This window comes from Zoogloea sp., assembly GCF_023150065.1.
GTDB lineage: Bacteria > Pseudomonadota > Gammaproteobacteria > Burkholderiales > Rhodocyclaceae > Zoogloea.
On the sequence record NZ_JAKLLN010000015.1, the window covers coordinates 47,276 to 69,896 of the forward strand.

General features: G+C 69.1%; 13 protein-coding genes. 5 read left to right on the plus strand and 8 right to left on the minus strand.

Annotated features, from left to right (window positions below):
* Positions 1 to 139: 139 nt before the first annotated feature.
* From recD to recC, 3 genes are read right to left on the minus strand one after another with little or no spacing between them, the layout of a single operon-like run.
* Complete coding sequence (gene recD, locus L6Q67_RS16190) at positions 140 to 2,185, minus strand: exodeoxyribonuclease V subunit alpha (RefSeq protein ID WP_296571585.1); 2,046 nt, start codon at positions 2,183 to 2,185, stop codon at positions 140 to 142.
* Positions 2,182 to 5,922 carry an exodeoxyribonuclease V subunit beta gene (recB, locus tag L6Q67_RS16195; RefSeq protein ID WP_296571589.1) on the minus strand — a complete coding sequence of 1,247 codons (3,741 nt, stop codon included), beginning with the start codon at positions 5,920 to 5,922 and terminating at the stop codon, positions 2,182 to 2,184. Before recB ends, recD begins: the two co-directional genes overlap by 4 nt.
* On the minus strand, positions 5,919 to 9,464 hold the full coding sequence (gene recC / locus L6Q67_RS16200) for an exodeoxyribonuclease V subunit gamma (RefSeq protein ID WP_296571592.1): 3,546 nt from the start codon (positions 9,462 to 9,464) through the stop codon (positions 5,919 to 5,921). Before recC ends, recB begins: the two co-directional genes overlap by 4 nt.
* A gap of 288 nt (positions 9,465 to 9,752) precedes the next feature.
* Here recC and L6Q67_RS16205 point away from each other — a divergent pair, with 288 nt between their 5' ends.
* Both L6Q67_RS16205 and L6Q67_RS16210 read left to right on the plus strand, forming a co-directional pair.
* Positions 9,753 to 10,079 carry a helix-turn-helix transcriptional regulator gene (locus L6Q67_RS16205; protein ID WP_296571594.1) on the plus strand — a complete coding sequence of 109 codons (327 nt, stop codon included), beginning with the start codon at positions 9,753 to 9,755 and terminating at the stop codon, positions 10,077 to 10,079.
* Positions 10,079 to 11,383 carry a type II toxin-antitoxin system HipA family toxin gene (locus L6Q67_RS16210; protein WP_296571597.1) on the plus strand — a complete coding sequence of 435 codons (1,305 nt, stop codon included), beginning with the start codon at positions 10,079 to 10,081 and terminating at the stop codon, positions 11,381 to 11,383. Before L6Q67_RS16205 ends, L6Q67_RS16210 begins: the two co-directional genes overlap by 1 nt.
* 73 nt (positions 11,384 to 11,456) lie before the next feature.
* On the opposite strand, the gene L6Q67_RS16215 is transcribed toward L6Q67_RS16210, so the two are convergent.
* From L6Q67_RS16215 to L6Q67_RS16225, 3 genes are read right to left on the minus strand one after another with little or no spacing between them, the layout of a single operon-like run.
* Positions 11,457 to 13,085: a diguanylate cyclase gene (locus L6Q67_RS16215; protein WP_367171647.1), complete on the minus strand. Its 1,629-nt coding sequence runs from the start codon at positions 13,083 to 13,085 to the stop codon at positions 11,457 to 11,459.
* A 36-nt stretch (positions 13,086 to 13,121) separates the two neighbouring features.
* Complete coding sequence (locus L6Q67_RS16220) at positions 13,122 to 16,862, minus strand: AAA family ATPase (protein WP_296571603.1); 3,741 nt, start codon at positions 16,860 to 16,862, stop codon at positions 13,122 to 13,124.
* A complete protein-coding gene (locus tag L6Q67_RS16225) occupies positions 16,859 to 18,100 on the minus strand; it encodes an exonuclease SbcCD subunit D C-terminal domain-containing protein (RefSeq protein WP_296571605.1) in 1,242 nt (413 codons plus the stop codon). The genes L6Q67_RS16220 and L6Q67_RS16225 overlap by 4 nt, the downstream gene beginning before the upstream one ends.
* Positions 18,101 to 18,526: 426 nt before the next feature.
* Between L6Q67_RS16225 and L6Q67_RS16230 the strand changes: the two genes are divergently transcribed.
* Both L6Q67_RS16230 and L6Q67_RS16235 read left to right on the plus strand, forming a co-directional pair.
* Positions 18,527 to 19,414: a hypothetical protein gene (locus tag L6Q67_RS16230; RefSeq protein WP_296571608.1), complete on the plus strand. Its 888-nt coding sequence runs from the start codon at positions 18,527 to 18,529 to the stop codon at positions 19,412 to 19,414.
* A 14-nt stretch (positions 19,415 to 19,428) separates the two neighbouring features.
* Positions 19,429 to 19,926 (plus strand): hypothetical protein, encoded by a 498-nt coding sequence (locus L6Q67_RS16235; RefSeq protein WP_296571612.1) that lies wholly within the window; start codon positions 19,429 to 19,431, stop codon positions 19,924 to 19,926.
* 273 nt (positions 19,927 to 20,199) lie between these two features.
* On the opposite strand, the gene L6Q67_RS16240 is transcribed toward L6Q67_RS16235, so the two are convergent.
* Together L6Q67_RS16240 and L6Q67_RS16245 are read right to left on the minus strand one after the other, a co-directional pair.
* Positions 20,200 to 20,412, minus strand: a complete 213-nt coding sequence (locus tag L6Q67_RS16240; protein WP_296571616.1) for a DNA-binding protein — start codon at positions 20,410 to 20,412, stop codon at positions 20,200 to 20,202.
* Between the two features lie 103 nt (positions 20,413 to 20,515).
* Positions 20,516 to 21,346 (minus strand): helix-turn-helix transcriptional regulator, encoded by an 831-nt coding sequence (locus L6Q67_RS16245; RefSeq protein WP_296571619.1) that lies wholly within the window; start codon positions 21,344 to 21,346, stop codon positions 20,516 to 20,518.
* 95 nt (positions 21,347 to 21,441) lie between these two features.
* Between L6Q67_RS16245 and L6Q67_RS16250 the strand changes: the two genes are divergently transcribed.
* Positions 21,442 to 22,599 (plus strand): MFS transporter, encoded by a 1,158-nt coding sequence (locus L6Q67_RS16250; RefSeq protein ID WP_296571622.1) that lies wholly within the window; start codon positions 21,442 to 21,444, stop codon positions 22,597 to 22,599.
* Positions 22,600 to 22,621 lie beyond the last annotated feature (22 nt).

The following is a 22,621-nucleotide window of genomic DNA, read 5'->3' on the forward strand; positions in this document are numbered from 1 at the left end:
GCCGCAGGAACGACGTACAGACGCGACTTGTAGGGGCGACTTCAGTCGCCCATCCGCGCGCCAATCACCGGCAGGCCGTTAATCGAAGTCCGCGGGCGACTGAAGTCGCCCCCACAAGCCAAGCCGGCACTGAAGCGCCTCAGGCAAACCCGTCGAGCAGCCCCGAAAGCCTCAGCACCCGGCGCGCCACGGCGCGCTCCAGCACGCGGGAGGCGGCGGCGTCCACCAGGGTGAAGCCGCTGCGGGCACGGGTGATGCCGGTGTACACCAGCTCGCGGGTGAGGATGGGGTTGAGGCTGTCGGGCAGGGCCAGGGCGGCGTGGGTGAACTCGGAGCCCTGCGACTTGTGCACCGTCAGGGCGAACACCGTCTCCACCGCCTGCAGGCGGCTGGGCAGCACCCATTTGATGCCCTTGCTGCCGTCACCGCTGGGGAAGGCCACCCGCAGCAGGCTGCCACCATCGGCCACGGGCAGCGCCAGGGTGATGCCGATATCGCCATTCATCAGCCCCAGGCCGTAGTCGTTGCGCGTGACCAGCACCGGACGGCCTTCGTACCAGCCTTCGGCGGCAGGGATGAGGCCAGCCGCCTGCAGCCAGCCGGCGATGCGCGGGTTGAGCCCCTCCACGCCCCAGGGGCCGCGGCGCAGGGCGCACAGCAACTGGAACTGGCCATGGGCGGCGAGCACGCCGGTAGCCCAGGCGTCGAGGGCGGCCTGGGGGGCATCGGCAGGCGGGCGGCTGCGACGCAGGGTTTCGAGGTAGTGGCGATAGCCCTCCCGGCCGTCCGCCGGGCTGCCCTCCACCACCAGGCGGCGGAACGCGGCCTCATCCGGCGCGGCCCGGGCATCCACCTCGACCCGGGCCAGATCGGCGTGGGCCGCGGCAAGCACCGCTCCCACCCGGTCCACGTCACCGTCGTTGACGGCCGCGGCCAGCTGACCGATGCCGCTGGTGCTGCTGAAGCGGTGGCTGTGGCGGAGCATGGCCACCGCCTGGTCGAGGGGCGTGCCGGCGGCGTCCACCAGCCCGGCGGGCACCTGCTCGCCGGTCACGCTGGCCAGCCAGGCCACCGTGTCGGGCGTGTAGTGGCCATCGGCGGCGCGCTGGCACAGCTCGCCCAGCACGGCGCCGGCCTCCACCGAGGCCAGCTGGTCCTTGTCGCCGAGGAGCACCAGGCGGGCCTCGGGCGGCAGGGCGGCGAGCACGGCGGCCATCATCTCCAGGTCCACCATCGAGGCCTCGTCCACCACCAGCACATCCACCGCCAGCAGATTGCCGGCGTGGTGGCGGAAGTGGCGGGTGTCGGGGCGGCTGCCGAGGAGGCGGTGCAGGGTCGTCACCTCCACCGGGATGGCCGCGCGCACCTGCTCGCCATCGGGCAAGCCGGCCAGGTCGAGGCGGGCCACCGCCCCGGCGATGGATTCGTTGAGGCGTGCCGCGGCCTTGCCGGTGGGCGCTGCCAGACGGATGCGCAGGGGCCGCGCCGGGCTGCCGGCGAGAGCCAGGGCCTGGAGCACGGCGAGCAGGCGCACCACGGTGGTGGTCTTGCCGGTGCCGGGCCCGCCCGTGACGATGGCGAAGGCGCTGCGCGCGGCCATGGCGCAGGCCAGCTTCTGCCAGTCGGGGCCGGTGCCAGCGACGGCCCCCCGGGGGAAGAGCGCGTCGAGGGCACTGCCCAGGGCCGCGGCCGGCAGCCCGGCCTGACGCTCGGCGAGGCGGGCCAGACGCGCCTTGATGGCGCCGCACACCGCCCCTTCGTACTGCCAGTAGCGGCGCAGGTACACCCGGCGCCCCACGCACACCAGGGGCGTGCTGCCCTGCCCGCTACCCACCAGCTGGGCATGCACCAGAGCAGCCTGCCAGTCGGTCAGGCTGACGCCGGCCAGCACCGCGGCAGGCAGCGGTGGCGGTGCCGCGCCTTCCTCCTCCAGGCGCCCTTCCGGCGGCAGGGACAGGGCAAAGCCCGGGTCGCCGAGCACGTCGGCCAGATCCAGGCAGGCGTGGCCACGGCCCAGCTGGTGGCTGGCCAGGGCGGCGGCAAGGATCAGCAGGGGCGACGCGCCATCGGCCTCGCGGAACAGGAAGCGGGCAAAGGCCGCATCCAGGGCACGCAGCCAGCCATGGCGGGCCCAGTGGTCCACCAGGGCCAGGGTGGCGTGGCTGTCGGCAAGGGCGGGGTTCATGCGGCCTCCGGGGCAGTGGAGCGGGCAAACAGATGGTCGAGGGCTTCGATCAGCGCCCGGGGCGGGCGCTCGGCATGCACCCCGCCGGTGGCCGAATGGCTGCCGCGCAGGAACAGGTAGAGCGCCCCGCCCAGGTGGCGGTCGTAGTCATAGTCGGGCAGGCGCAGCTTGAGCAGGCGGTGCAGGGCCAGCAGATAGAGCACGTACTGCAGCTCGTAACGGTGGGCCAGAATCTCCCGCGCCATGGCTTCGGGGGTGTAGGCCGCATCGTCGGGGCCGAGCCAGTTGGACTTGTAATCCACCACGTAGTAACGCCCGCCGTGCTCGGCCACCAGGTCGATGAAGCCCTTGAGCATGCCGTTGAGCTGGCCCGGCTGCAGGGCCGGGCGCGGCGTGGCGCCGAGGGTGTGCTGGCATACCAGGGCGTCGAGGCGGGGGAGGTCGACACCGTGGACGGCGATCCAGAACTCCATCTCGGCCACCTGGCCGTCGAGCCCGGCCAGGCTCAGGGGGGGCGTGCCGTCCGCCCCGGCGGCCACCAGCGGGCGCTGCATAAAATCCGTCAGCCAGCCGCACAGGGGGTCGATCCAGGCCTCCCAGCCGCGCACGGCGCAGCGCCGGGCGATGGCGTCGCGGAGCAGGGCCGGGGCCGCCACGGCCCGGTCGAAGCCCTGCCCGGCGGCCCATTCCAGCAGATCGTGGAGGAAGGTGCCGACCGCCGCGCCACGGGGAAAGGCGTGCAGGGGCCCGATGGAGGCCTCGGCCGGAACCGTGGCCGGAGCGGGGGCCGGGAGGGAAGACTGTGCGCTGGCGGCATCCGCGGCGGGCACGTCCACCGCCGCCTCGCGGAACACGTCCTCGGCCGGGGTATCGGCGCCGGGCCCGCCGGCATCGGACTGGAGGGCCGAATAGCTGGCGATCCACCAGTGTTCGCGCACCGGGTGCCGGGGCTGGCGGGCCGGGCCTTCGCGGAGCAGGCCGGCGGTGAGCGTGCACAGGTCTTCGGACGGCTGCGGGTCGGGAATCACCACGACCGAGGGGCAGCCGTCCGCCAGATCGGCCAGGGACCGGGTGAGCGTGGCCCCGCTGAAGGTCTTGCCACCCGCGAGCAGATAACCGAGGGCGCTCTTTTCCAGGGCATCGAGCTGGGCCACGCCCACCCAGGTGGCGTAGCAGGCGCGGGTGAGGGCCACGTAGAGCTTGCGCAGGTCTTCCCCCAGGCGCTCCCGGTCCACCTTCTCCAGCAAGCCGCCGTCGTCACGCAGGGCGACCTGCAGCCGGCCCTCATCGTCGTGCCAGGTGAGGGGCAGATCGGTGGACTTGGCGGCGCGGAAGGCGCAGGCGAAGGGCAGGAAGACCAGGGGGTATTCCAGGCCCTTGGACTTGTGCACGGTGACCACCTGGACCAGGTCGGCGTCGCTCTCCAGGCGGATCTGGCGGGCGTCACCATGGCCGCCATCACTGCGCTGTTCGGCCAGATGGCGGATCAGGGCGTGCTCGCCATCGAGCACGGCCGCGGCCTGCTGCAGCAACTCGGCCAGGTGCAGCACGTCGGTGAGGCTGCGCTCGCCGGCGCCCCCCCTGGCGAGCAGCCGGGCCGGCACGCGGAAGTCGTTGAGCAGGCGCCGCAGCATCGGCAGCACGCCCTGGCGGCGCCAGCACTCCCGATAGGCGCGGAACTGCAGCAGCCGGGCTTCCCAGGCGGCTTCGTCGTGATTGAGGCGGTCCAGCTCGGCCCAGCCCAGGGCCAGGGTGGGGGTGGCCAGGGCGGCGCGCAGGGCACGGCCGTCGTCGGGCTCGGCGCAGGCGGCCAGCCAGCGCTGCAGGTCCACCGCCTCGGGGCGCTGGAACACGGACTCCTTCTCCGACAGGTACACGCTGCGCACGCCACGGCGGCCCAGGGCCTCGCGGATGGCGGCAGCCTCGCCGCCGCTATTGACCAGCACCGCCATGTGGCCCGGACGCAGGGGCGTCTCCACCGCCGCGCTGCCGAAGCCGGCCTGGCCGCCTTGCCCCAGGTTGAGGAGGCGCACCATCTCGCTGGCACACACCTCGGCCATGGCTTCCAGGTAGGCGCCCTTGGGCCAGGGCTTGTCGTCCTCCAGGGCCGGCAACTGCCACAGGCTCAGGGCCGGCGCGTCGGCACCCGCCACCCGCAGGCGGTCCTTGCGGCCGGCCGCCCCGGCGGGCAGGAAGGGCACGGGGTTGGCCCCCTCGCCCCCCTCCCGGCGGAACAGGAAGGCGCCCTGCCCGTCGGCCCGGGCTTCGGCCACCTCGAAGCAGCGGTTGGTGGCCTCCACCATGGACAGGGTGGAGCGGTAGTTCCGCCGCAGGGTGTACAGGCGCCCGGCGGTGGCGGCGCGGGCGGCCAGATAGGTGTAGATGTCGGCGCCGCGGAAGGCGTAGATGGCCTGCTTGGGGTCGCCGATGAGGATCAGGGCGCTGGTCGGGTCGCTGGCGGCCACCCGGTACACGGCGTCGAAGATGCGGTACTGCACGGCGTCGGTGTCCTGGAACTCGTCGATCAGGGCCACCGGAAACTGGTTGCGGATGCACTCGGCCAGGCGCGTGCCGTTGGGGCCCTGGAGGGCGGCGTCGAGGCGGGTGAGCAGGTCGTCGAAGCCCATCTGGGCGCGGCGCGCCTGCTCTTCGGCAAAGCGTTCGGCCACCCAGCGGGCGCCGTGGTGGAGCACCCCGTCGTGGCCGTCGGGCAGCGCGGCCAGGGCGCCGGACAGTTCGGCGAGGGCGGCAAAGGCCGGGTGCGCGGGCGGTGTGCCATCCACCCAGATCTCGGCCAGGCCGGCCGGGGTGAGGCGGGTCCACGCGGCATCGCTGAGATCCGGCTCCACGGCCGACGCGTCGTCGGCCCAGGCCTGCAGGGCGTCCAGCCAGCGGGCGCAGTTGGCCGAGTTGAGTTTGCGGGCGTCGAAGGCCTTGACCTTGCGCGCCTCGTCGAAGAGGGTGCGCAACTCGCCCAGCCAGGCCGGCCAGGGGGCCTTGAGGGCGGTGAGCTGTTGCAGCTTCTCAGCGGCGGCCACCGCCAGGGTGGAGGCCGGCGCGGCCGCCGGAGGCAGGCTGACAGCGTGGGTGCACAGGGGCTCGATGTCCTTGCGGAGGGCATCCGGCGAGGCCCACCAGCCCTTCACCTGGCGGGCATCGTCGCTGCCCAGGGGGTACATGAAGCTGCGCCAGTAGTCGCGCACCACCTCGGCAAACAGCTCGTCCTGATCGGTTTCGAGCTGCTGGGTGAACAGGCTGTCGCTGTCGAAGGCGTGCTCCTGGAGCATGCGCTTGCACCAGCCGTGGATGGTGGACACGGCGGCCTCGTCCATCCATTCGGCCGCCAGCTGCAGCTTGCGGGCGCAGGCCGGCCAGGCGTCGGGCGGGTAGCTGGCGCGCAGGTCGTGGAGCAGATCGTCTCCGGGCGGCAGGGCCTCGACCTTTGCCGGGTCGGCGCGAAACAGCGCGGCAGCATCGGCCAGCCGGGTGCGGATGCGGTCGCGCAGCTCCTGGGTGGCGGCGTCGGTGAAGGTGACGACGAGGATCTCCGGCGGCATCAGGGCCCGGGGCGGGGCGCTCTCCGCGCTGCCATGGCCGAGCACCAGGCGCACGTACAGCAGGGCGATGGTGAAGGTCTTGCCGGTGCCGGCACTGGCCTCGATGAGGCGGCTGCCGTGCAGGGGAAAGACCAGCGGGGCCAGGGACGCCGGGGCGGCGGAATCGGGGCGGGTGTTCATGCGGCGTCTCCGGCGGTGGCGCGGGGCTTGCCCTTGGCAAAGGTGGCCAGGTAGAGGGGGCGGAGCAGGGTTTCGGCGAGGCGGGCGAATTCGCCGCCCGACGACAGGCTGGCAAAATCGGGCCAGGCCCGCTGCAGGTAGGCGCTGCTGTCGCGCTCGCCGGGGGTGTAGTCGTCGCCCTCGTAGGCCTTGCGGGCGGCCGCTGCGGCGCGGGCTTCGGCGGCGGCATCGGCGCCCGGGGGAGCGTCCTTGATCCACACGAAGGCGGTCTTGACGGCCAAAGGCAGGGGCCGGCTGCGGGCCGCCTGCCAGGCCTCGAGGATGGCATCCAGGTGGCCGGCGGCATGGGCCGGGTCGAGGGGAGCGAGGGTGACGCTGCCGACCTTGCCCACCACTTCGGTGGTGAGCGGCCCGCCGGCCACGTGGGCGGCCAGGTGGGCAACCCAGTGCTTGATCAGGGGATGGCGCTGGTACTGGCCTTTCTTGAGCAGGTCGCTGCTCTCCAGCACCACCCGCCCGCGCTGCTCGTCGGCATTGCTGCGCAGTCCGGCCAGGCGATCCTCGATGCGCAGGCCGGCGGGGCTGGTGTACTCGACGGGCTCGTCGTGGGGGTGCACGGCCGGCCACCGGGCCAGGGCCTCGGTGTAGCGCTGGAAGAGATCTTCCATGGGGGCGGCCAGGGTTTCCTCCATCAGCCCGGCGAAGGCGCCAGCGGCCAGGTCGCCACGGCGGCGGATGCGGGCCAGGCCGTCGGCCAGGGCGTCCTCCCGGGATTCGCCGTGATGCACGGCATGGGCCTGGGCGCCGATGAGCTCGTCCCACAGGTGCCACAGTTCCAGGCCATCCAGGTCGAAGGGCTCCTGGTCTTCACTGGCCGGGTCGTCCATGTCGAAGTCCACCCGCAGGCGCTGGCGGAAGAAGGTTTTCACCGGGTCGCGCAGGAAGGTGGCCAGCTCCGTCAGGCTGACGGCGGGCGTGTCGGCCGGCCCGGCCAGGGCCGGGGCACCGCCGGGGCGGTCGTCGGCGATGCGCCACTCTCCGGCATAGGTGAACAGGCGGCTGGCCGCAGGGTCGACGGGGAAGTAGTCCGGGTTGAAGGGCTGCAGGCGATGTTCGATGCTCAGGGCGTCGAGCAGGGCACCCTCTCCCCCTCCCTCCCCCTCCCGCCCGGCCAGCTGCCAGCCGGCGCTCAGGTGGTCGCGCAGCTGCCCGACCAGCACCGAGGGCGGCCGGCCGGTGTTGTCCTTGATGCTGTGCCCGACCCACGAGATGAACAGGCGCTCCCGGGCCGACAGCAGGGCCTCGAGGAAGAGGTAGCGGTCGTCCTCCCGGCGCGAGCGGTCGCCGGGGCGGTAATCGCGGCCCATCAGGTCGAAGTCCATGGCCACCCGGGTGCGCGGGTAGTCGCCGTCGTTGAGGCCGAGCAGGCACACCTGGCGGAAGGGGATGGCGCGCATGGGCATCAGGGTGGCGAAGGTCACCGCGCCGGCAAAGAAGCGCTGGGACAAGCCGGTGTCGTCGAGTTGGGCGAGCCAGTGTTCGCCCACCACCGCCAGGGGCAGCGGGCTGTCCAGCCCAGCCTGCTGGCAGGCCGTCTGCCAGCGCGCCAGGGCCAGGTCGAGTTGCTGCAGGGTGTAGGCGTCGACGCTGTCGTCGGGGGCGAAGAAATCGGCCAGCAGGCAGCGCAGGCGCTGGCACCAGGTGGCCACGTCGGCACTGTCGGCGAGGGCCTGCCAGGTGGCCTCCAGGCGCTCCAGCAGATCGGCCAGGGGCCCGAGCAGGGCCGCATCCAGGCCGCCGATCTCGTCGTAGGGCTCAATGTCGTTCCACGCCCCGGCGGTGCCGCCGACGGCATAGCCGAGGAGCATGCGGCGCAGGCCGAACAGCCAGGTGTTGCCCTCCGGGGCGTCCGGCAAACCCAGGCTGCAGCGGTGGGCGGCGTGCAGGCCCCAGCGCACCCGGGCGCCCTGCACCCAGCGCCGCACCAGGGGCAGCTCGCCTTCGCCAATGCCGAAGCGCTGGCGCAGGGCCGGCACTTCGAGGAGGTCGAGCACGTCGCTCACCGCCAGGCGCGAGGTGGGCAGTTCCAGCAGTTTGCGGATGGCCCCCACCAGCGGGTCGTGGCGGCCCTGCCCCTGGTCGGCGATGCTGAAGGGGATGTAGCGCGGGTCGTGGCTGTCGATCAGCCCGAACACGGCCTGGATGTGGGGGGCGTACACGTCGATGTCCGGCACCATGACGATCACGTCCCGGGGGCGGAGCGTGGAGTCGGCGTTGAAGGCGGCGAGCAGCTGGTCGTGGAGCACCTCCACCTCCCGCTGGGGGCTGTGGGCGATGTGGAAGCGGATGGAATCGTCATCGGCCGCCACCGCCAGCCATTTCTCTTGGGTCAGGCGCAGGGGGCGCAGGTCGCGGATGTCGTCCTGCAACTGGTTGAGCAGGCAGCCGTCGCCATGGGGGCCGAACAGGTCGATGCGCTGGCGGATATCCACGAAGTGCTGCAGGTAACCGGCCCGGGCGCTGTCGCTGTCGTGCTCGTCGAGCAGGCCGATGAAGTCCCGCCCCTGCTTGCCCCAGGCGGCCAGCAGCGGGTGGGCGTGCAGGTGCAGGCTGTCCTCGTCGATCTCGGCGGGGGCCCCGGTGCGGCGCTGCTGGCGGCTGCGGGTGGCGCGCAGCAGGTCCTTGTCGGCGACGATGTCGGACCAGTAGTGCTCGCAGGGGTTGTGGACGCACATCAGCACCTGGCACCAGCGCGCCAGGGCGGCCAGCACCTCCAGGGACTGGCGCGGCAGCGCCGAGATGCCGAAGACCAGCACCCGGCGCGGCAGGCCGGCGGGGCGCGGGGCGTCGTCGGGCCAAGTAGCCACCCGGGCCAGGAAGGCCTCGTGCACCGCCGCCCGCCCCTGCCCGGCCAGATCGACGACCCCCGCGGCGGCACCCGCAGCGGCGACGTCGGCCAGCAGCGCGCGCCACAGGCAGGCCTGCCAGCGCTGCTCGTCCGGCAGGGGCGCCCGCTCGCCGCCAGCGCGGATCAGCACATCCTCCCCCGCCGCCCAGGCCACCAGCCAGTCGGCGCGGTAAACCTGGTACTGGTCGAACAGGTCGGCCAGGCGCTCGGCGAGCTGGAAACGCTTGCGCAGGTCGGCATCGGCCGCCAGGAAGCGGCGCAGGGGCTGGTAGGCCGCCTGGCCGGTGAGGTCGGGCAGCAGGCGCATCAGGCGCCACACCAGCAGGGGCTTGTCGAAGGGCGAGGCCTCGGGCACCGAATCGCGCCCCAGCACGGCCCGGTAGGCCTGCCACAGGAAGCGCGAGGGCAGCGACAGATCCAGCCCCGCGGCAATCCCGCAGCCGCCATCCTCCACGTCCTCGGCCAGGGCCAGGCGCAACCACTGGGCGATGCCGTTGCTATGCACCAGCACCGTCTCGGTTTCAAGGGGCGCCAGCGGGTAGCGGCGGATCCAGGTGACCAGCAGGTCGCGCAGGGCTTCGGGATGGTTGCCATGGACCAGCATCAGGCCAGAGGGCAGCGGGGTGGGGGTCAAGGCGGACTCCGGGGCGGGGGGTGATATGGAACGAGCGGAGGATACGGGATACACGTGCGGAAGTGAGTGCGCCCATCACGGCCAGCGAGGGCTCCACAGGCCGCTGCGGCAACCGGGAACAGGCATTCAAATCTCAGCACAAAATCCACTTTAAGTGCTCCAAAGGAACACTAATTTAAAACTAAAAACTCCAATGGAACGCTTAATTTCCATAAGATGTTCCCATGGATATAATCATTTCCATGGGAACCATTAAAAATCCGTAAATATCCGACAGGAACGATAAGCATGGAGCCACCCCTTCCCCTGCCTGTCGAGCGTGCCATCCTCAAGCTCGGCACTGACATCTCGCTCGCACGCAGGCGCCGCCATATTTCGCAGGCTTCGCTGGCCGAGCGCATTGGCGCCTCACTTTCCACTGTAAGGCGGATCGAGAAAGGCGACGCACGCGTGCCCATCCACTTCCTCGCCCGCACGCTGCACGTTTTCGGAGAGATCCAGGCACTGGAGCATCTGCTTGACACGCAAAACGACGCAATCGGCCTGACGCTGATGGACGAGCGTTTGCCCAAGCGCGTGCGCAGCAAGCCCGGTGGCAGCTCGGGAGCCCTCTGATGGCCAGCGTTACCTCAACCCGCCAGGCAGTCCAGCTATGCATCGGCAAGGCAGGGCTGCCGGTAGGTTCTCTTGTTTATGTACGCCAGGGCCGGCGGGAGCATTGCGCCCTTGCCTATGACGAGGCCTGGCTGACCAACCCTGCCTGTTTCAACGTATCTGCCGACCTGCAGCGGATACCCGGATATCAGACACACAAGGCCGCCTCATCCCACGACTCCGTGTTTCACGGTGCGATCGCCGACACCGCGCCGGACGCCTGGGGCAGACGTGTCATCGCCCGCGATCATGCCCGCCGCCGCCGTGTCGATCCGAAACTGCCGGCCCTCACCGAGCTGGATTTCCTGCTGGCGGTGGACGACTTCAGCCGCGTCGGCGCCCTGCGCCTGCGCGATGCAGATGGAACATGGCATCGAACGGTCGCCAAGGGCCGGCGCAGCACGCCGCCACTGATTGAGCTGGCGCTCATCTACCAGGCCAGCAGTGCCGTCGAGCGCGGGCAAGAGTCCGCCGAGGACTTGCGCTACCTTCAGGGCAAAGGCACATCGCTCGGCGGCATGCGACCCAAGTGCACGGTGGTGGATGAGGACGGTTGGCTTGCCATCGGCAAGTTTCCAAGTGTGGGCGACGCCCGCAGTGTCACGCGTGGCGAAGTGCTGGCTTTGAAGCTGGCAGCCCTGGCCGGGATCGATGCCGCCCCTGCGCGCATCGTTTTGTTAGGCGATCAGGAAAACGAGGTGCCGATAGCGGTCATCCGCCGGTTCGACCGCGATGGTGAAGATGGCCGTATTCCCTACCAGTCAGCCGCATCCCTGCTGCAAGCCTCTCGTGAAGAGGAACGCAGCTATACCGAGATCGCCGACGCCATCCGTGCCAACAGCCAGGTACCCACCGAAGATTTGCGCCAGCTATGGCGCCGGCTTGTGTTCAATCTGCTGATCACCAACATCGACGATCACCTCCAGAACCATGGTTTCCTGCACGTCGAGCACGGGCTGTGGCGGCTTGCGCCGGCCTTCGACATCAACCCGTTTCCAGACAAGGACCGGGAGTCCAAAACCTGGCTGTCCGAGCAGGACGGACCGATCACCGACGTTCAGATGCTCCTGGGGCGCGCGTCCTACTTTGCGCTGAACACGGCACAAGCCCTGGCCACGCTGGGTGAAGTGCATGCGGCTGTCTCGAACTGGCGTCAGGTAGCGCTTGGCCCCGGGGTGGGGCTACGACCACGGGAGCTGGACGACTTTGCTCCCGCCTTCGAGCACGATCAGATGGCTTCAAGCGCCAGACTGCTCGGGCGATGAGGCAAGCGGCGTGCAGGCCTGGCACAAGCCGGGGCGACCAGCGGCGCCCTTGAGCGCGCGACCAAACAGCGACTCACGCCAGCTCCCCCGAATAGGCCACAAAGCGCCCTCCCCCTTCCCGCTTGGCCTGGTACATGGCGGTGTCGGCGTGCTTGAGGAGAACGTTGGCGTCGTGGGCATCCACGGGGTAGAGGCTGACCCCGATGCTGGCCGACACCTGCCAGCCGGGGCAGGCCTTCAGGTCGGTGGCGACGGCCCTGAGCACCCGCTGCATGATCTCTTCGAGTTGCTGGTCGGTGCTCAGCCCGTCCAGCAGCAGCACGAACTCGTCGCCGCCCCAGCGGGCCACCGTATCCCCTTCCCGCAAGGCAGCGGCCAGGCGTTCGGCCACTTCGCGCAGCACCTCGTCGCCCACTTCGTGGCCCCAGGTGTCGTTGATGGGCTTGAAGCGGTCGAGGTCGATCAGGCACACGGCGATGCGCTCGTGGCTGCGGCGGGCATGGGCCAGGGCGAGGGTCAGGCGGTCATCAAGGAGGTTGCGGTTGGGCAGGCCGGTGAGGGCATCGCTGTGCGCCATCTCGCTGAGCTTCAGGCGGGATGACTGGAGCTCCATGTTGAGGCGGTCAGTGCGGACGTAGAGCACCCCCAGGGACAGGGTGAACACCACCACCCCGGCCAGCAGGTGGAAGGCGTACTCGCGCAGCACGTCGGCCACGGCGATGGGCTCGCGCTGGTCATAGGGATAGATGCCGTGCCGGCGCATCACCGCCTGCACGCGCTGGTACTCCAGGGGCGTGGACCAGCGGTGGTAACGGGCGCTGCGGGCGGCCGGGCTGTCGGGGGGCATCAGCAGCAGGGCCGCGACAACCCGGTTGGTGATGTCGATGGACACATGGGGCGCCGTGGCGAGCGGCCATTCGGGGAACAGCTCGGTGCTGACCTGGAAGGGAAAATCCGCGTGGAGCACCGGGTTCACCACGCGCAGGCGCGACAGGTCGATCTGCCCTTCCCTGTCCATGGCTTCGAGCACGCCGGTGCGCACGAAGCCCGCATCGGCCCGGCCTTCCAGCACCGCCTTCACCGCCAGATCCTGAGGGAAACCGAGAAACTGCACGTGGCAGTCCTCATCAAGATCGATGCCGGCGCGCTCGAAGAGGTCGTACTGAAGCAGGAAGCCGGCAAAGGAGGTGCGGTCGACCGCGGCGATACGCAGGCCGCGCAGATCGCGGATGCGGTTGATCTCGTGGCGATCGCTGCGGGTGAAGATCACCCCGCCGAACTGGTTCACCATCCGGCCGTTCTCGTGCTTGACCAGGGTGGCCACCCGGGACACGCCATAACGGGTTTCCATGACGATGTAGTGCTGGGGATTGGTGAGCACGAAATCCAGCTCGCGCCGGCTCAGGGCGACCTCGAATTCGGGCAGGTTGAGAGGCACCACCTCGAAGCGCGTGCCGGGGATCTGCGCCGACAGGAAATCCATGGTCGGCCCCCATTCGCGCACCGTCACGGACCTGTCCCGGAAGGCGGTGACGCCCACGCGATAGACCTTATCTTCGGCAAGCGCCTGAGCCGAGGCACAGAGCGCCGACACCGCCACGAGCAGCAGGAGCAGCAGGCTTCGCCACCCCGCGGACGGCCGACGCAGAATGCAAAAAGGGCCCGGTGCGCGGCCGGGCGCCAGGATCAAATCCATTGACATCCCTGATCTATCGGCCGGACCCGGAGAAACTGGACCTCAGGCCACCACCACCCGGCTCTGCCCGCCGGCCAGCCGGCGAACCTCCACCCGGGTGCCGATGCGCTCGGTCATCTCCTGCACGTGGGAGATCACCCCCACCTTGCGGCCCTGGGCCTGCAGGCTGTCCAGGGCCTCCATGGCGACGCGCAGGGAGTCGGCATCCAGGCTGCCAAAGCCCTCGTCGATGAACAGCGATTCGACCCGCACCCGGTGGGACGAGAGGGACGCCAACCCGAGGGCCAGGGCCAGGGACACCAGGAAGGACTCGCCCCCCGACAGGGAATGCACCGAGCGCAGCTCGTCGCCCATGTCCTGGTCGAGCACCAGCAGGCCCAGGCTGTCGGCGATGCGCTGCAGGCGGTAGCGGCGGGACAGGCTCTCCAGGTGGCGGTTGGCGTAGCCGAGGAGGATGTCCAGGGTGAGCTGCTGGGCGAAGTTGCGGAATTTCTTGCCGTCGGCCGAACCGATGAGCTCGCCCAGCCGGGCCCACAGGTCGGTGCGCGCCTGCTGGCGGGCCAGGTCGGCCTGCAGGCTGCCGCTGCGTGCACGGCGCTCGTCATCGCGGGCCAGTTCGAGCTTGATGCCGGTGTGGGCCTCGCGGGCCTCGGCCAGTTCGGCGGCCAGCTGGGTGCGGCGGGCATCGAGTGCGTCGACGCCCTCCTCGCCCGGCGCGGTGGCCTGGTGCGCCGCCAGGCTGGTTTCGTTCTCGCGCAGCACGGCGGCGGCCGTGTCGACGCCGGTATCGAGGGCCTGCAGGGCCTGACGTTCGGCCGCCAGCCAGTCGGAGCCGTGAGCCAGCGCGGCGCGCAGGGCGGGCAGGTCCAGGGGGATGCCATCGGCACGGGCGTTGAACGCCTCCATCCACTGATCCAGCGCCTGCACCGCCTGCTGATGTTCCTGCTGCAGCCGTGTTGCCTGATTGCGGGACTGGGCCAGGGCTTCGTCCTGGCGGGCGCGCTGGCCCTCGGCGGCCTGGGCCGCTTCCTGGCTGCGCCGCAGGGCTTCCGCGGCCTGGGTTACCGCGTCATTGAGGGCGGCCTCCACGTCCTGCACCGACCGGCCCGCAAACAGGTCGGCACGCTCGGCCTGCATGCGGGCCAGCGCCTCGGCGTGGGTGTCGAACTCCTGCTGGCGGGTGGCGAGCTGGCCAGCCGCGGTGTTGAGGGCCTCGGTGGCGGCCAGCTGCTCGGCGTCGAGGGCCAGCAGGCGGCGCTCGGATTCCTGCTGCCGGGCCTGCGCGGCTGCCCACTCCTGGGCGGCCGCGCGGGTGCGCAGGCCAAAATCGGCCGGGTCGGCCTGCCAGCGGCTGCGCCAGTCGTCACCGGCCGGAAAGGCGGCATCCAGGTCATCCAGGCTGCGGGCGAGGGTGCGCCGGGCCTCCTCCAGACGCTGCGCCAGGTTCTGCTGCGCCTGAACAGCCTGCTGGTGGGCCAGGGTGTGCTGGGTGAGGGCTGCGCGCGCTTCGGCCTCGGCGGCGCGGGCGGCCTCGAGGGCGCGCTGGGCCTTGTCCCGCTCGGCCAGCAGGGCGCGCTGGCGGGCGTCGGCCTGGTCGATGTCGGCCAGGGCGGCGTCCGCGTCGACCAGCCGGGCCTGCAGCCAGGCGGGTTGTGCTTCGGTAGCCAGGCCGGCCAGCTCGGGCAGGTCCGGCAGCAGCGCGGCAAGTTCCTGATTGGCCGCGTCCAGGTCGGTGCTCAGGCCGGTGAGACTTTGCGTCAGCCGCTCGAGCTGACTGCGGCTGCTTGCGGCATGGGCCTGGGCGGTGGCGAGCTGCTGGCTGAGCTGGGCGTGGGCCTGCCGCGCCTGGGTCAGGTTGGCCTCCAGGCCCTGCAGCATGGCCCGGGCCTGGGGGTCGTGGGCGGCGTAGGGGTGCTCGACGGCGCCGCACACCGGGCAGGGGCTGTCGGGGGTGAGCTGCTGGCGCAGGGCTTCGACGTTTTCACTGGCGGCGAGGCGGGCGATGGCCAGGGCACGCTCGGCGGCGTCGGCATCCCGGGCCAGCAGGGGCAGGCGGGCCTGCCCGTCGGCCAGCGTGGACTCGTACCCGGCCAGGGCCTTGCGGGCGGCGCTGTCTTCCTGCTGCTGGGTTTGCAGGCTGGCGCGCAGCCGGGCCTGATCGGCGGCTAGCTGGGCGGCGCGGGACAGGTGGTTGCGGCGGATCTGCAGGGCCTTGCGCTGGCCGGCCAGGGTGTCGGGGTCGAGGGCGGCGCACTGCTCGGCGAGGCTCTTGTGGGTATCGGCGGCTTTGGCGGCGGCCTCGACGGCGGTGCTCAGGTGCTGCCCGGCACGCGCCAGCTCATCCTTGAGGCGGGTTTCGCTGCGGGCAGCTTCATCCTTCTCGCCGGTAAGGGTCTGCTGGCTGCGCCACTGCCCGGCGGCCTGCGCCAGCAGGGTCTCCCAGCGTGCCCAGCCCTCGGCGAGGGGGCGCAGGCTGGCGTGGTCGGCGAGCCACCCGGCGGCGTTCTGCTGTGCCTGGCGCACGGCGGCGTGATCGGCGGCCACTCGCTGTTGCCTGGCCTGGGTCTGGTTGTGGGCCTGGGTGGCAGCATCCCGGGCCTGGCGGGCGGCGTGGTGCTGGGGCGTGAGCGTGCCAAGGCTGGCATCCAGCGCCCGGGCCTTGTTGAGCTGGGGTTGGGCGGCGCTGCGGGCCTGCTCGGCGCTGGCCTGGGCCTGGGTGGCGGCCTGGTGGCGGGCGGCACAGTCGGCGGCGGCGCGGAGGGCGGCGGCCAGGGCAGCCTCGGCGTTGGCAACGGCCTTGCCGGCGTCGAGGTGCTCGGCGCTGAGGCGGTCGAGGCTTGCGCACAGGGGCCGGGCGGGCTGCACGGCCTCGATGCGGCCCAGGGCAGCGCGCCGGGCCTCGGCGGTGCCCCGGGCCTGGCGGGCCGCCTCCAGCTGCTGCTGGCTGTCGGCCACGCGGCCGGCCAGACGGGCCCGCTCCTGATGCCAGCGCAGCTGGGCTTCCACGGCGGCCTGCTGCTGGCTGAGTGCATCCAGGCGGGCGGTCTGCCCGGCCAGCGCCGCCTCGCGGGCCTGGCGGGCGTCGACATCCAGGGGCACCTGATCGGCCAGTTGGGCCTGGAGCAGGCGCAGGGCTTCGCCTTCGGCCTTGGCCCGGAGGTAGGCCTGGCGGGAGATCTCGGCGTAGGCGGCGGTGCCGGTGAGGGTCTGCAGCAGCTCGGCGCGCTCGTCGTCCGAGGCCCGCAGGAAGGCGGCAAAGTCGTTCTGGGCCAGCAGTACGGCGCGGGTGAACTGCTCGAAGCTGAGGCCGATGCGCGCCTCGATGAGCTTGAGGGTTTCGGTCTTGCCGTTGCCGCTGAGCACCTGGCCGTCGTCGATCCGCGTGAGGCTCACTTCGGTGCTCTGCAGCTTCCCCTCGGCCTTGCTGCGGGCCCGGCGCACCGACCAGCGGGCCCGGTAGGCCACGCCGTCGCTCCCCACAAAATCCACCTCGGCAAAGCCCTCCCCCGCCCCCCGGCGCAGCAGGGTGCGCGGGTCGGCCGGGCCGACGCTGTGCTCGCCCACGTCGGGGATGATCCCGCTCCGGCTGGCCGCCCGCAGCAGACGCGGCGTGGCTTCGTAAAGGGCCACGCACAGGGCGTCGAGCAGCGTGCTCTTGCCCGCGCCGGTAGGGCCGGTAATGGCAAACAGGCCGGCGCTGGCCAGGGGTTCGGACTGAAAGTCCACGCAGAACTCGGTGGCCAGGGAGGCCAGGTTGCGACCGCGGATGGCGAGGATCTTCATGCGTCAGGGGCCGCCCCGGCCGGGCTGGCGAGGAGTTCGTTGAAGGCGCCCATCAGCTCGGCGGGCGGTGCGTCGCCAAAGCGGTGGGCATACAGGCGCTGGAAGAAATCCGCCGGGCCGAGGGCTTCCAGCTCATCTACCGACAGGGCCGGCGCGGCGGCCTCATCGGCGCTGCGGGCATAGGTGGTTTCGATGCGGGCCAGCCGCACCGGCTTGTCGGCCAGGGCCGCCTCCACCCTGGCGCGCAAGCCAGGCTCGGGCTGATCCAGGCGCACCCTCACCTGCAGGTAGGGCCAGCCGGCCTCGGGGCCATCGGGCAGCGCCAGCGCCTCCAGCGCGGCCAGGGCCTCCTCCACCGGCGCCGGCCTGGCAGGCACCCGCAGCAAGTCCACCGCCCGGGGCACCCGCACATCCCGAACACTGGCCACCGCCTCCCCGTCCAGATCCACCAACACCACCTGATGGGGGTAGTGGATCTCGGAAAACGACAGGGGCAAGGGGCTGCCGCAGTAGCGCCGGGTCGGGTCCTTGCCAATGCACTGGGCCAGGTGCAGATGCCCCAGGGCCACATAGGCAATGGCCGGATCGAAAAGGCTGGCCGACAGGGCCTCTGCCCCGCCCACCACGATGCGCCGCTCGGATTCCACCGACACCTCGCCCCCGGTCATATGGCAATGCCCCATCGCCACCAGCGCCTGCCCCGGCCGCCGCCGCGCCAGCGCCACATCCAGCACCTGCCGGTGCAGCAGTTCGATTCCCGCCAGATAGGCGTCCTCCGCCCCCTCCACCCGCGGCACATCCGCCGGCCGCAAGAAAGGCATGGCCATGCACCAGGCCTCAACAGCACCCTCCCTGCCCTTGAGCGGCACCACCAGCCGCTCCACCTCGACCTCCCCCGCCGTGCGCACCGTCTGCCCCACCACATGAGCATCCAGCAGCGCCAGAAACGGCAAAGGCGCCTCCAGCCGCCCCGGCGAATCATGGTTGCCGGCAATCACCACGATATTCAGCCACGGCACCCGCCGCCGCGCCTCGGTGAGAAAGCGGTAAAGCTGCGTCTGGGACTGGGACGAAGGATTGGCGTTGTCGAACACGTCGCCGGCAATCAGCAGCGCATCCACCGCCTCCGCCTCAAGGGTGTCCAGCAGCCACGCGAGGAAGGCCGCGTGCTCGTGGCTTCGCTCGAACTGATGCAGGGTCTGGCCGAGATGCCAGTCGGAGGTGTGGAGCAGTCGCATGGGGGGTTGCTAGCCGGCGGGGGGATGGGGATTGTCGGTGGAAGGGGGTGGAGGGGGCAAGCGGGTGGGGGATGTCAGATGATTGAGAGGTGAGGGGCCGAAAGGGGAGTGACGCAGTTCATTGAGAGGCGGGGGTGGGAGGTGTGAGGATTGCGGGGGTTGGGCACAGGGAGTGGTGTTGTGAGGTGTTTCGGCCAGGAGCGGCCGGTCGCTATCTGATCCAGATAGCGACCATTTGGGCGGGACGGTATGCTATACGCCTACGTTCAGCATGAATCGGATTACCCCGCCGATGTTATCGGCTGTTGCTTTCCCTGCCATATTATTTTGCACTGAGCGTAGTTTGCCGACTGTGTTGCTTGACATTCAGATGTGATGCGACAGAACTGGCGACAGAAAACAAAGTTAGAAGCCGGAGGCGCCGCCTTGACTACCCTGGAAGTACGTCGCGAGATCGATCGTTTTGTCCTCTACTTCGATACACCAAGGCACGAAGTTAACGCCTACGCACTTGCAAGCGCCCTCGTAGGTCTCGCTGACGCAGTTCGAGAGGCAAACGCACTTGTCAATCCAGGGCACGTCGTCGAAGTTGTCGTCGAGGCCCTAGCAGACGGTAGTTTCAAAGCAACGGTTCGCACCGTATACACAAAGGCAAAGAACCTCTTTTCACATACCGCGGTGCAAGCCATCATCTACGGGATAATCTCGACTCATATCTATGAGAAGGGAATCAAAACTGATGCCCCGCCGGTGATTACAGTGACAGGAGATCTGGTAACAATCGAAATTGGAAAAGACAAAATTATCGTCCCCAAGAACGTCTACGAAGCTAAGCGGAAATTAGACAAGTCGGAACGATTCAACAACTCCATTGGAATAATTTTTGACGCAGCAGCATCCGATAAAGATATCAAAGGCATAGCCATTTCAGAAGACCAAGGCGACAAAAAGCCACCCCTCGTCGTCCCACGAGAAATGTTCGCCGTCTTTCAAACCGAGTACCAGGGCGACGAGAATACCCGCGAAATCATCGAGATCACGCATGTTGAGATCAACAGAGCAATCTTGGAGCGCGGCCGCCGTCGCTGGGAGTTCTTTTGGCGCGGGGTCAAGATTGCAGCACCAATTCTTGATGATCTTTTTTTTGACAAATTCTTCGCGCATGAGATTACTATTGCGCCAGGCGATTCGCTTCACGTTGCGCTTCATATCACTCAGGAAAAGGATAGAGATACTGGAATTTTTGTGAATGCCAGATACGAAATCGCGGAGGTCTATGAACACATCCCTCGTCTCAAGCAAACCGGCTTTTAACCCTTATTATGGCCATGGACGAACTCCTGAATAATCTAACCAGCACGTATTGGTGGCTATCTGTAGTGGTCGTCGGACTAATAATCAATCTGGTCAGCAGCTACCTAAAACCACCACTGGATGCCATAGGAAGCAAAACATTCCATGCGTGGAAGGCTCGAAGTGAGCGAGCCAATAAGATGTATGTCAAAAAGGTCGATGCACTAGCAGCGGCCCCGCACACGCAAGTCCTCTTTATGCTGCGAGCGCAATCACTCAGGGCAAAAAGTAATGGCTGGAGTCTTACAGCAATTTTTGCTCTAGCGCTTTACCAATCCTCCGTGTGGCTTGGTGATCAATCCCCCCTTCACGCAGACCAAACCGCACCGTTTGTCAGCACGGGCTGGGCACTTAGCCTCATAGTCGCTCTTTCGGTTATTGCATCCATGCGGCTTGCCTATGCCGCAGCCGACCTGGAATTGCTAGTTATGGACGCGCAAATCCGAGCGAGCACGCCCTCCAACATGCAATGAGCTAGTGTAGGTCGGGTTAGCGCAGCGCGACCCGACACATCACGCACGAAGGTTGGCGATGTCACGCTATCAGGACTTTCCTCCCGCAGCCACCTGCAACCGCTAGATTCATTCTGGCATTGGGTCGTAAGCAGCCCCCATCGTCATAAAGCACGGAGACCTGTTAGTGCAGGATCGGCCCAACGAGACTCTCAATGGAGTACCGACAGCACCGACGCATCGGGATAACGTCAACTGCGGAGACCCGGATGACCTTGGTACCGCGCAGCAACATCAGGCCTGTCTGAAGTTGAAGTCTTCGTCGGTACCTACGTCGGGCATGGCGGTCAGCACGTCCTTGAAGCTGCGACACGCCGGTCGGGTGAGCGCCGCCCGCAGGACCTCCCGGTGCTCAGCCTCGGCACTCCGTCCGTGCCGGGCAGCCGCCTCCTTCAAGGCCTGTGCGACCGACGGTTCAATGTTGCGCACGACGAGATGGGTTGCCATCACATGCTCCCGATAATCGCGATGCCAGCATTGTGCCGGTTCGCACAAGCACTGCCATCACCTTCGGTTCCGCAGTTCGCGGTTTTGCCTGTGGCGGCTGCTTCTAAGCCTCGCCGCGGAAACCCGAACCACCAACCACATCCATCGCTGCCCCCACTTCCCCCTTGATGTACTGGATCGGTGAAATGCCGAAGGCTCGCCGGAAGGCGGCTGAAAAGGCGCTCGGACTGTCGTAGCCGTGGCTCAGTGCCACGTCCAGCACCGAACGCCCCGCGGCCAGTGCCGGCAGGCTGAGCAGCAATCGGGCCTGACGGCACCAGGCCCCCATGTTCAAGCCGGTTTCCTTCAGAAACTGGCGGGCCAGGGTCTTCTCGGTCAGGTGGGCCTGCCGCGCCCAGTCAGCCAGGCTTGCGTCGGCGGCCGGATGATCCAGGAAGGCCCGGCATAAGGACGCCAGACGGGGGGCGGTCGGCATCGGAAGATGCAGACCCAGGGCAGGCGCCCTCTCGATCTCATCCGCAATGAGATTCATCAGTCTCTCCTCGCGCCCACCTTCGGGGTAGTCCAGGGGCAGTTCATCCACCGCCGTAACGATGAGCTGGCGCAGCAGTGGGGTCACTCCGATCACGCGGCATGCAGCAACCTCGGGCCCGTGCAGGAATCCCGGCTCGATGAAGACCGTGCGTGTCGCCACTGGTCCGGCAGTAGCCTCGATCTCGTGCTCTACGCCGGCGGGCACCCACACCGCACGCCCCTGCGGCACCACCCAGCTGCCGCCCGGGGCCCGCACGATCATCACGCCGTGGATGGCATGCAGCAGTTGCCCGCGCCGGTGCATATGCGGTGCGATGCGGACGCCAGCGGCCAGGTCCGACGCGAGCACCGCCACAGGGCGCAAGGACGACTCGACTTTCAGCAGCGATTCCAGTTCCACATTGTCCATATCGCGACGACGACGGGTGTTTTCGGGGGAGAGGCCAGGAAGGGCGGGCGCCTAGCATAGCGCCTCCCCAACCCGGAGAAACACCCATGAATCGAAAACGCCTCGGGCTGCTGACCGGAACCCATTCGGTCAATGATCTCTACCAGGGCCTGATACCCGCCCTGCTCCCTTTCATGGTGCTGGAACGCGGCTATAGCTACACCGCGGTGAGCGGCCTGATTCTGGCGGCCACCGGGCTGTCCAGCGTGGTTCAGCCGCTGTTTGGCCTTTACGCCGACAAGCACCCCCGCAACTGGCTGATCCCGGCCGGCTTCATGCTCGCCGCGCTGGGCGTCGCGCTGGCCGGTGTGGCGGAGAGCTACCTGTGGACCTGGCTGGCCATTGCCATCAGCGGGCTGGGCATCGCGGCCTATCACCCCCCTGCGACAACCGCTGCCCGGCTGGCTGGCGGCGCCTCCCAGAAGGCCATGAGCCTGTTCTCGGTGGGTGGAATGCTGGGTGCGGCGGCCGCGCCGCTGGCAGCGACGACGGTGATCGGCGGGTCATCCCTTTCGGCAACGCCATGGCTGGCGCTCCCCGCTGCGGTGATGGCCGTCGTCTGGTGGTGGTCCACCCGCCATGCCGACGTGGTGGAAGCCGCCCACGCCCGGCGCCGCGCCACCTCCCTTGCCACGAATGACTGGCGGGCCTTCCTGCGCTTGAGCGCCGTCATTGTCGGCTGGTCCATCCCCTACGTGACGGTGCTTTCCATGGCCGCCCTGTATACCAGCCGCGATCTGCATGGCAGCAGCGCCCAGGGCGCCCTGGTCCTCACCTGCTTCACCGCGTCCAGTGCCATCGGAACTCTGGGTGGCGGCTTGCTGGCCGACCGGGTGGGGCGTATCGCCACGATCCGGCTTGGCTACACCCTGGCGCTGCCCGCTCTCGCAGGCCTGGTCCTCGCCAACGCGCCTCTCCCGGCCATGCTGTGTGCCGCTCTGCTGGGTACTGCGATGTTCCTGCCTTTTGCCTCCCAGGTGACGCTGGCCCAGGATTACCTGCCGCGCAATCCGGCCACGGCGGCAGGCATCACCCTCGGGCTGGCCCTGTCCGTTGGCGGCATGCTCTCGCCCCTGCTCGGGATGCTGTCGGACAGCCATGGTCTCAGGACAAGCCTGAGCGTCGTGCTTGGCGTCCTGACGCTTGCCACAGCCCTGGCCTTTCAGCTGGGTAACCGGAAGTTCGAGGAAACGGCCCTGGCCTGATCCAAGAATGCTCCCGCGCAAC

Excerpts from the sequence above, each read along its gene's own strand:
- L6Q67_RS16210 (WP_296571597.1), top strand. The coding sequence starts at position 10,079 with ATGGCCAGCGTTACCTCAACCCGCCAGGCAGTCCAGCTATGCATCGGC.
- L6Q67_RS16250 (WP_296571622.1), top strand. The coding sequence starts at position 21,442 with ATGAATCGAAAACGCCTCGGGCTGCTGACCGGAACCCATTCGGTCAAT.
- L6Q67_RS16240 (WP_296571616.1), bottom strand. The coding sequence starts at position 20,412 with ATGGCAACCCATCTCGTCGTGCGCAACATTGAACCGTCGGTCGCACAG.
- L6Q67_RS16215 (WP_367171647.1), bottom strand. The coding sequence starts at position 13,085 with ATGTCAATGGATTTGATCCTGGCGCCCGGCCGCGCACCGGGCCCTTTT.
- L6Q67_RS16225 (WP_296571605.1), bottom strand. The coding sequence starts at position 18,100 with ATGCGACTGCTCCACACCTCCGACTGGCATCTCGGCCAGACCCTGCAT.
- L6Q67_RS16205 (WP_296571594.1), top strand. The coding sequence starts at position 9,753 with ATGGAGCCACCCCTTCCCCTGCCTGTCGAGCGTGCCATCCTCAAGCTC.
- recD (WP_296571585.1), bottom strand. The coding sequence starts at position 2,185 with ATGAACCCCGCCCTTGCCGACAGCCACGCCACCCTGGCCCTGGTGGAC.
- L6Q67_RS16220 (WP_296571603.1), bottom strand. The coding sequence starts at position 16,862 with ATGAAGATCCTCGCCATCCGCGGTCGCAACCTGGCCTCCCTGGCCACC.
- L6Q67_RS16235 (WP_296571612.1), top strand. The coding sequence starts at position 19,429 with ATGGACGAACTCCTGAATAATCTAACCAGCACGTATTGGTGGCTATCT.
- recB (WP_296571589.1), bottom strand. The coding sequence starts at position 5,922 with ATGAACACCCGCCCCGATTCCGCCGCCCCGGCGTCCCTGGCCCCGCTG.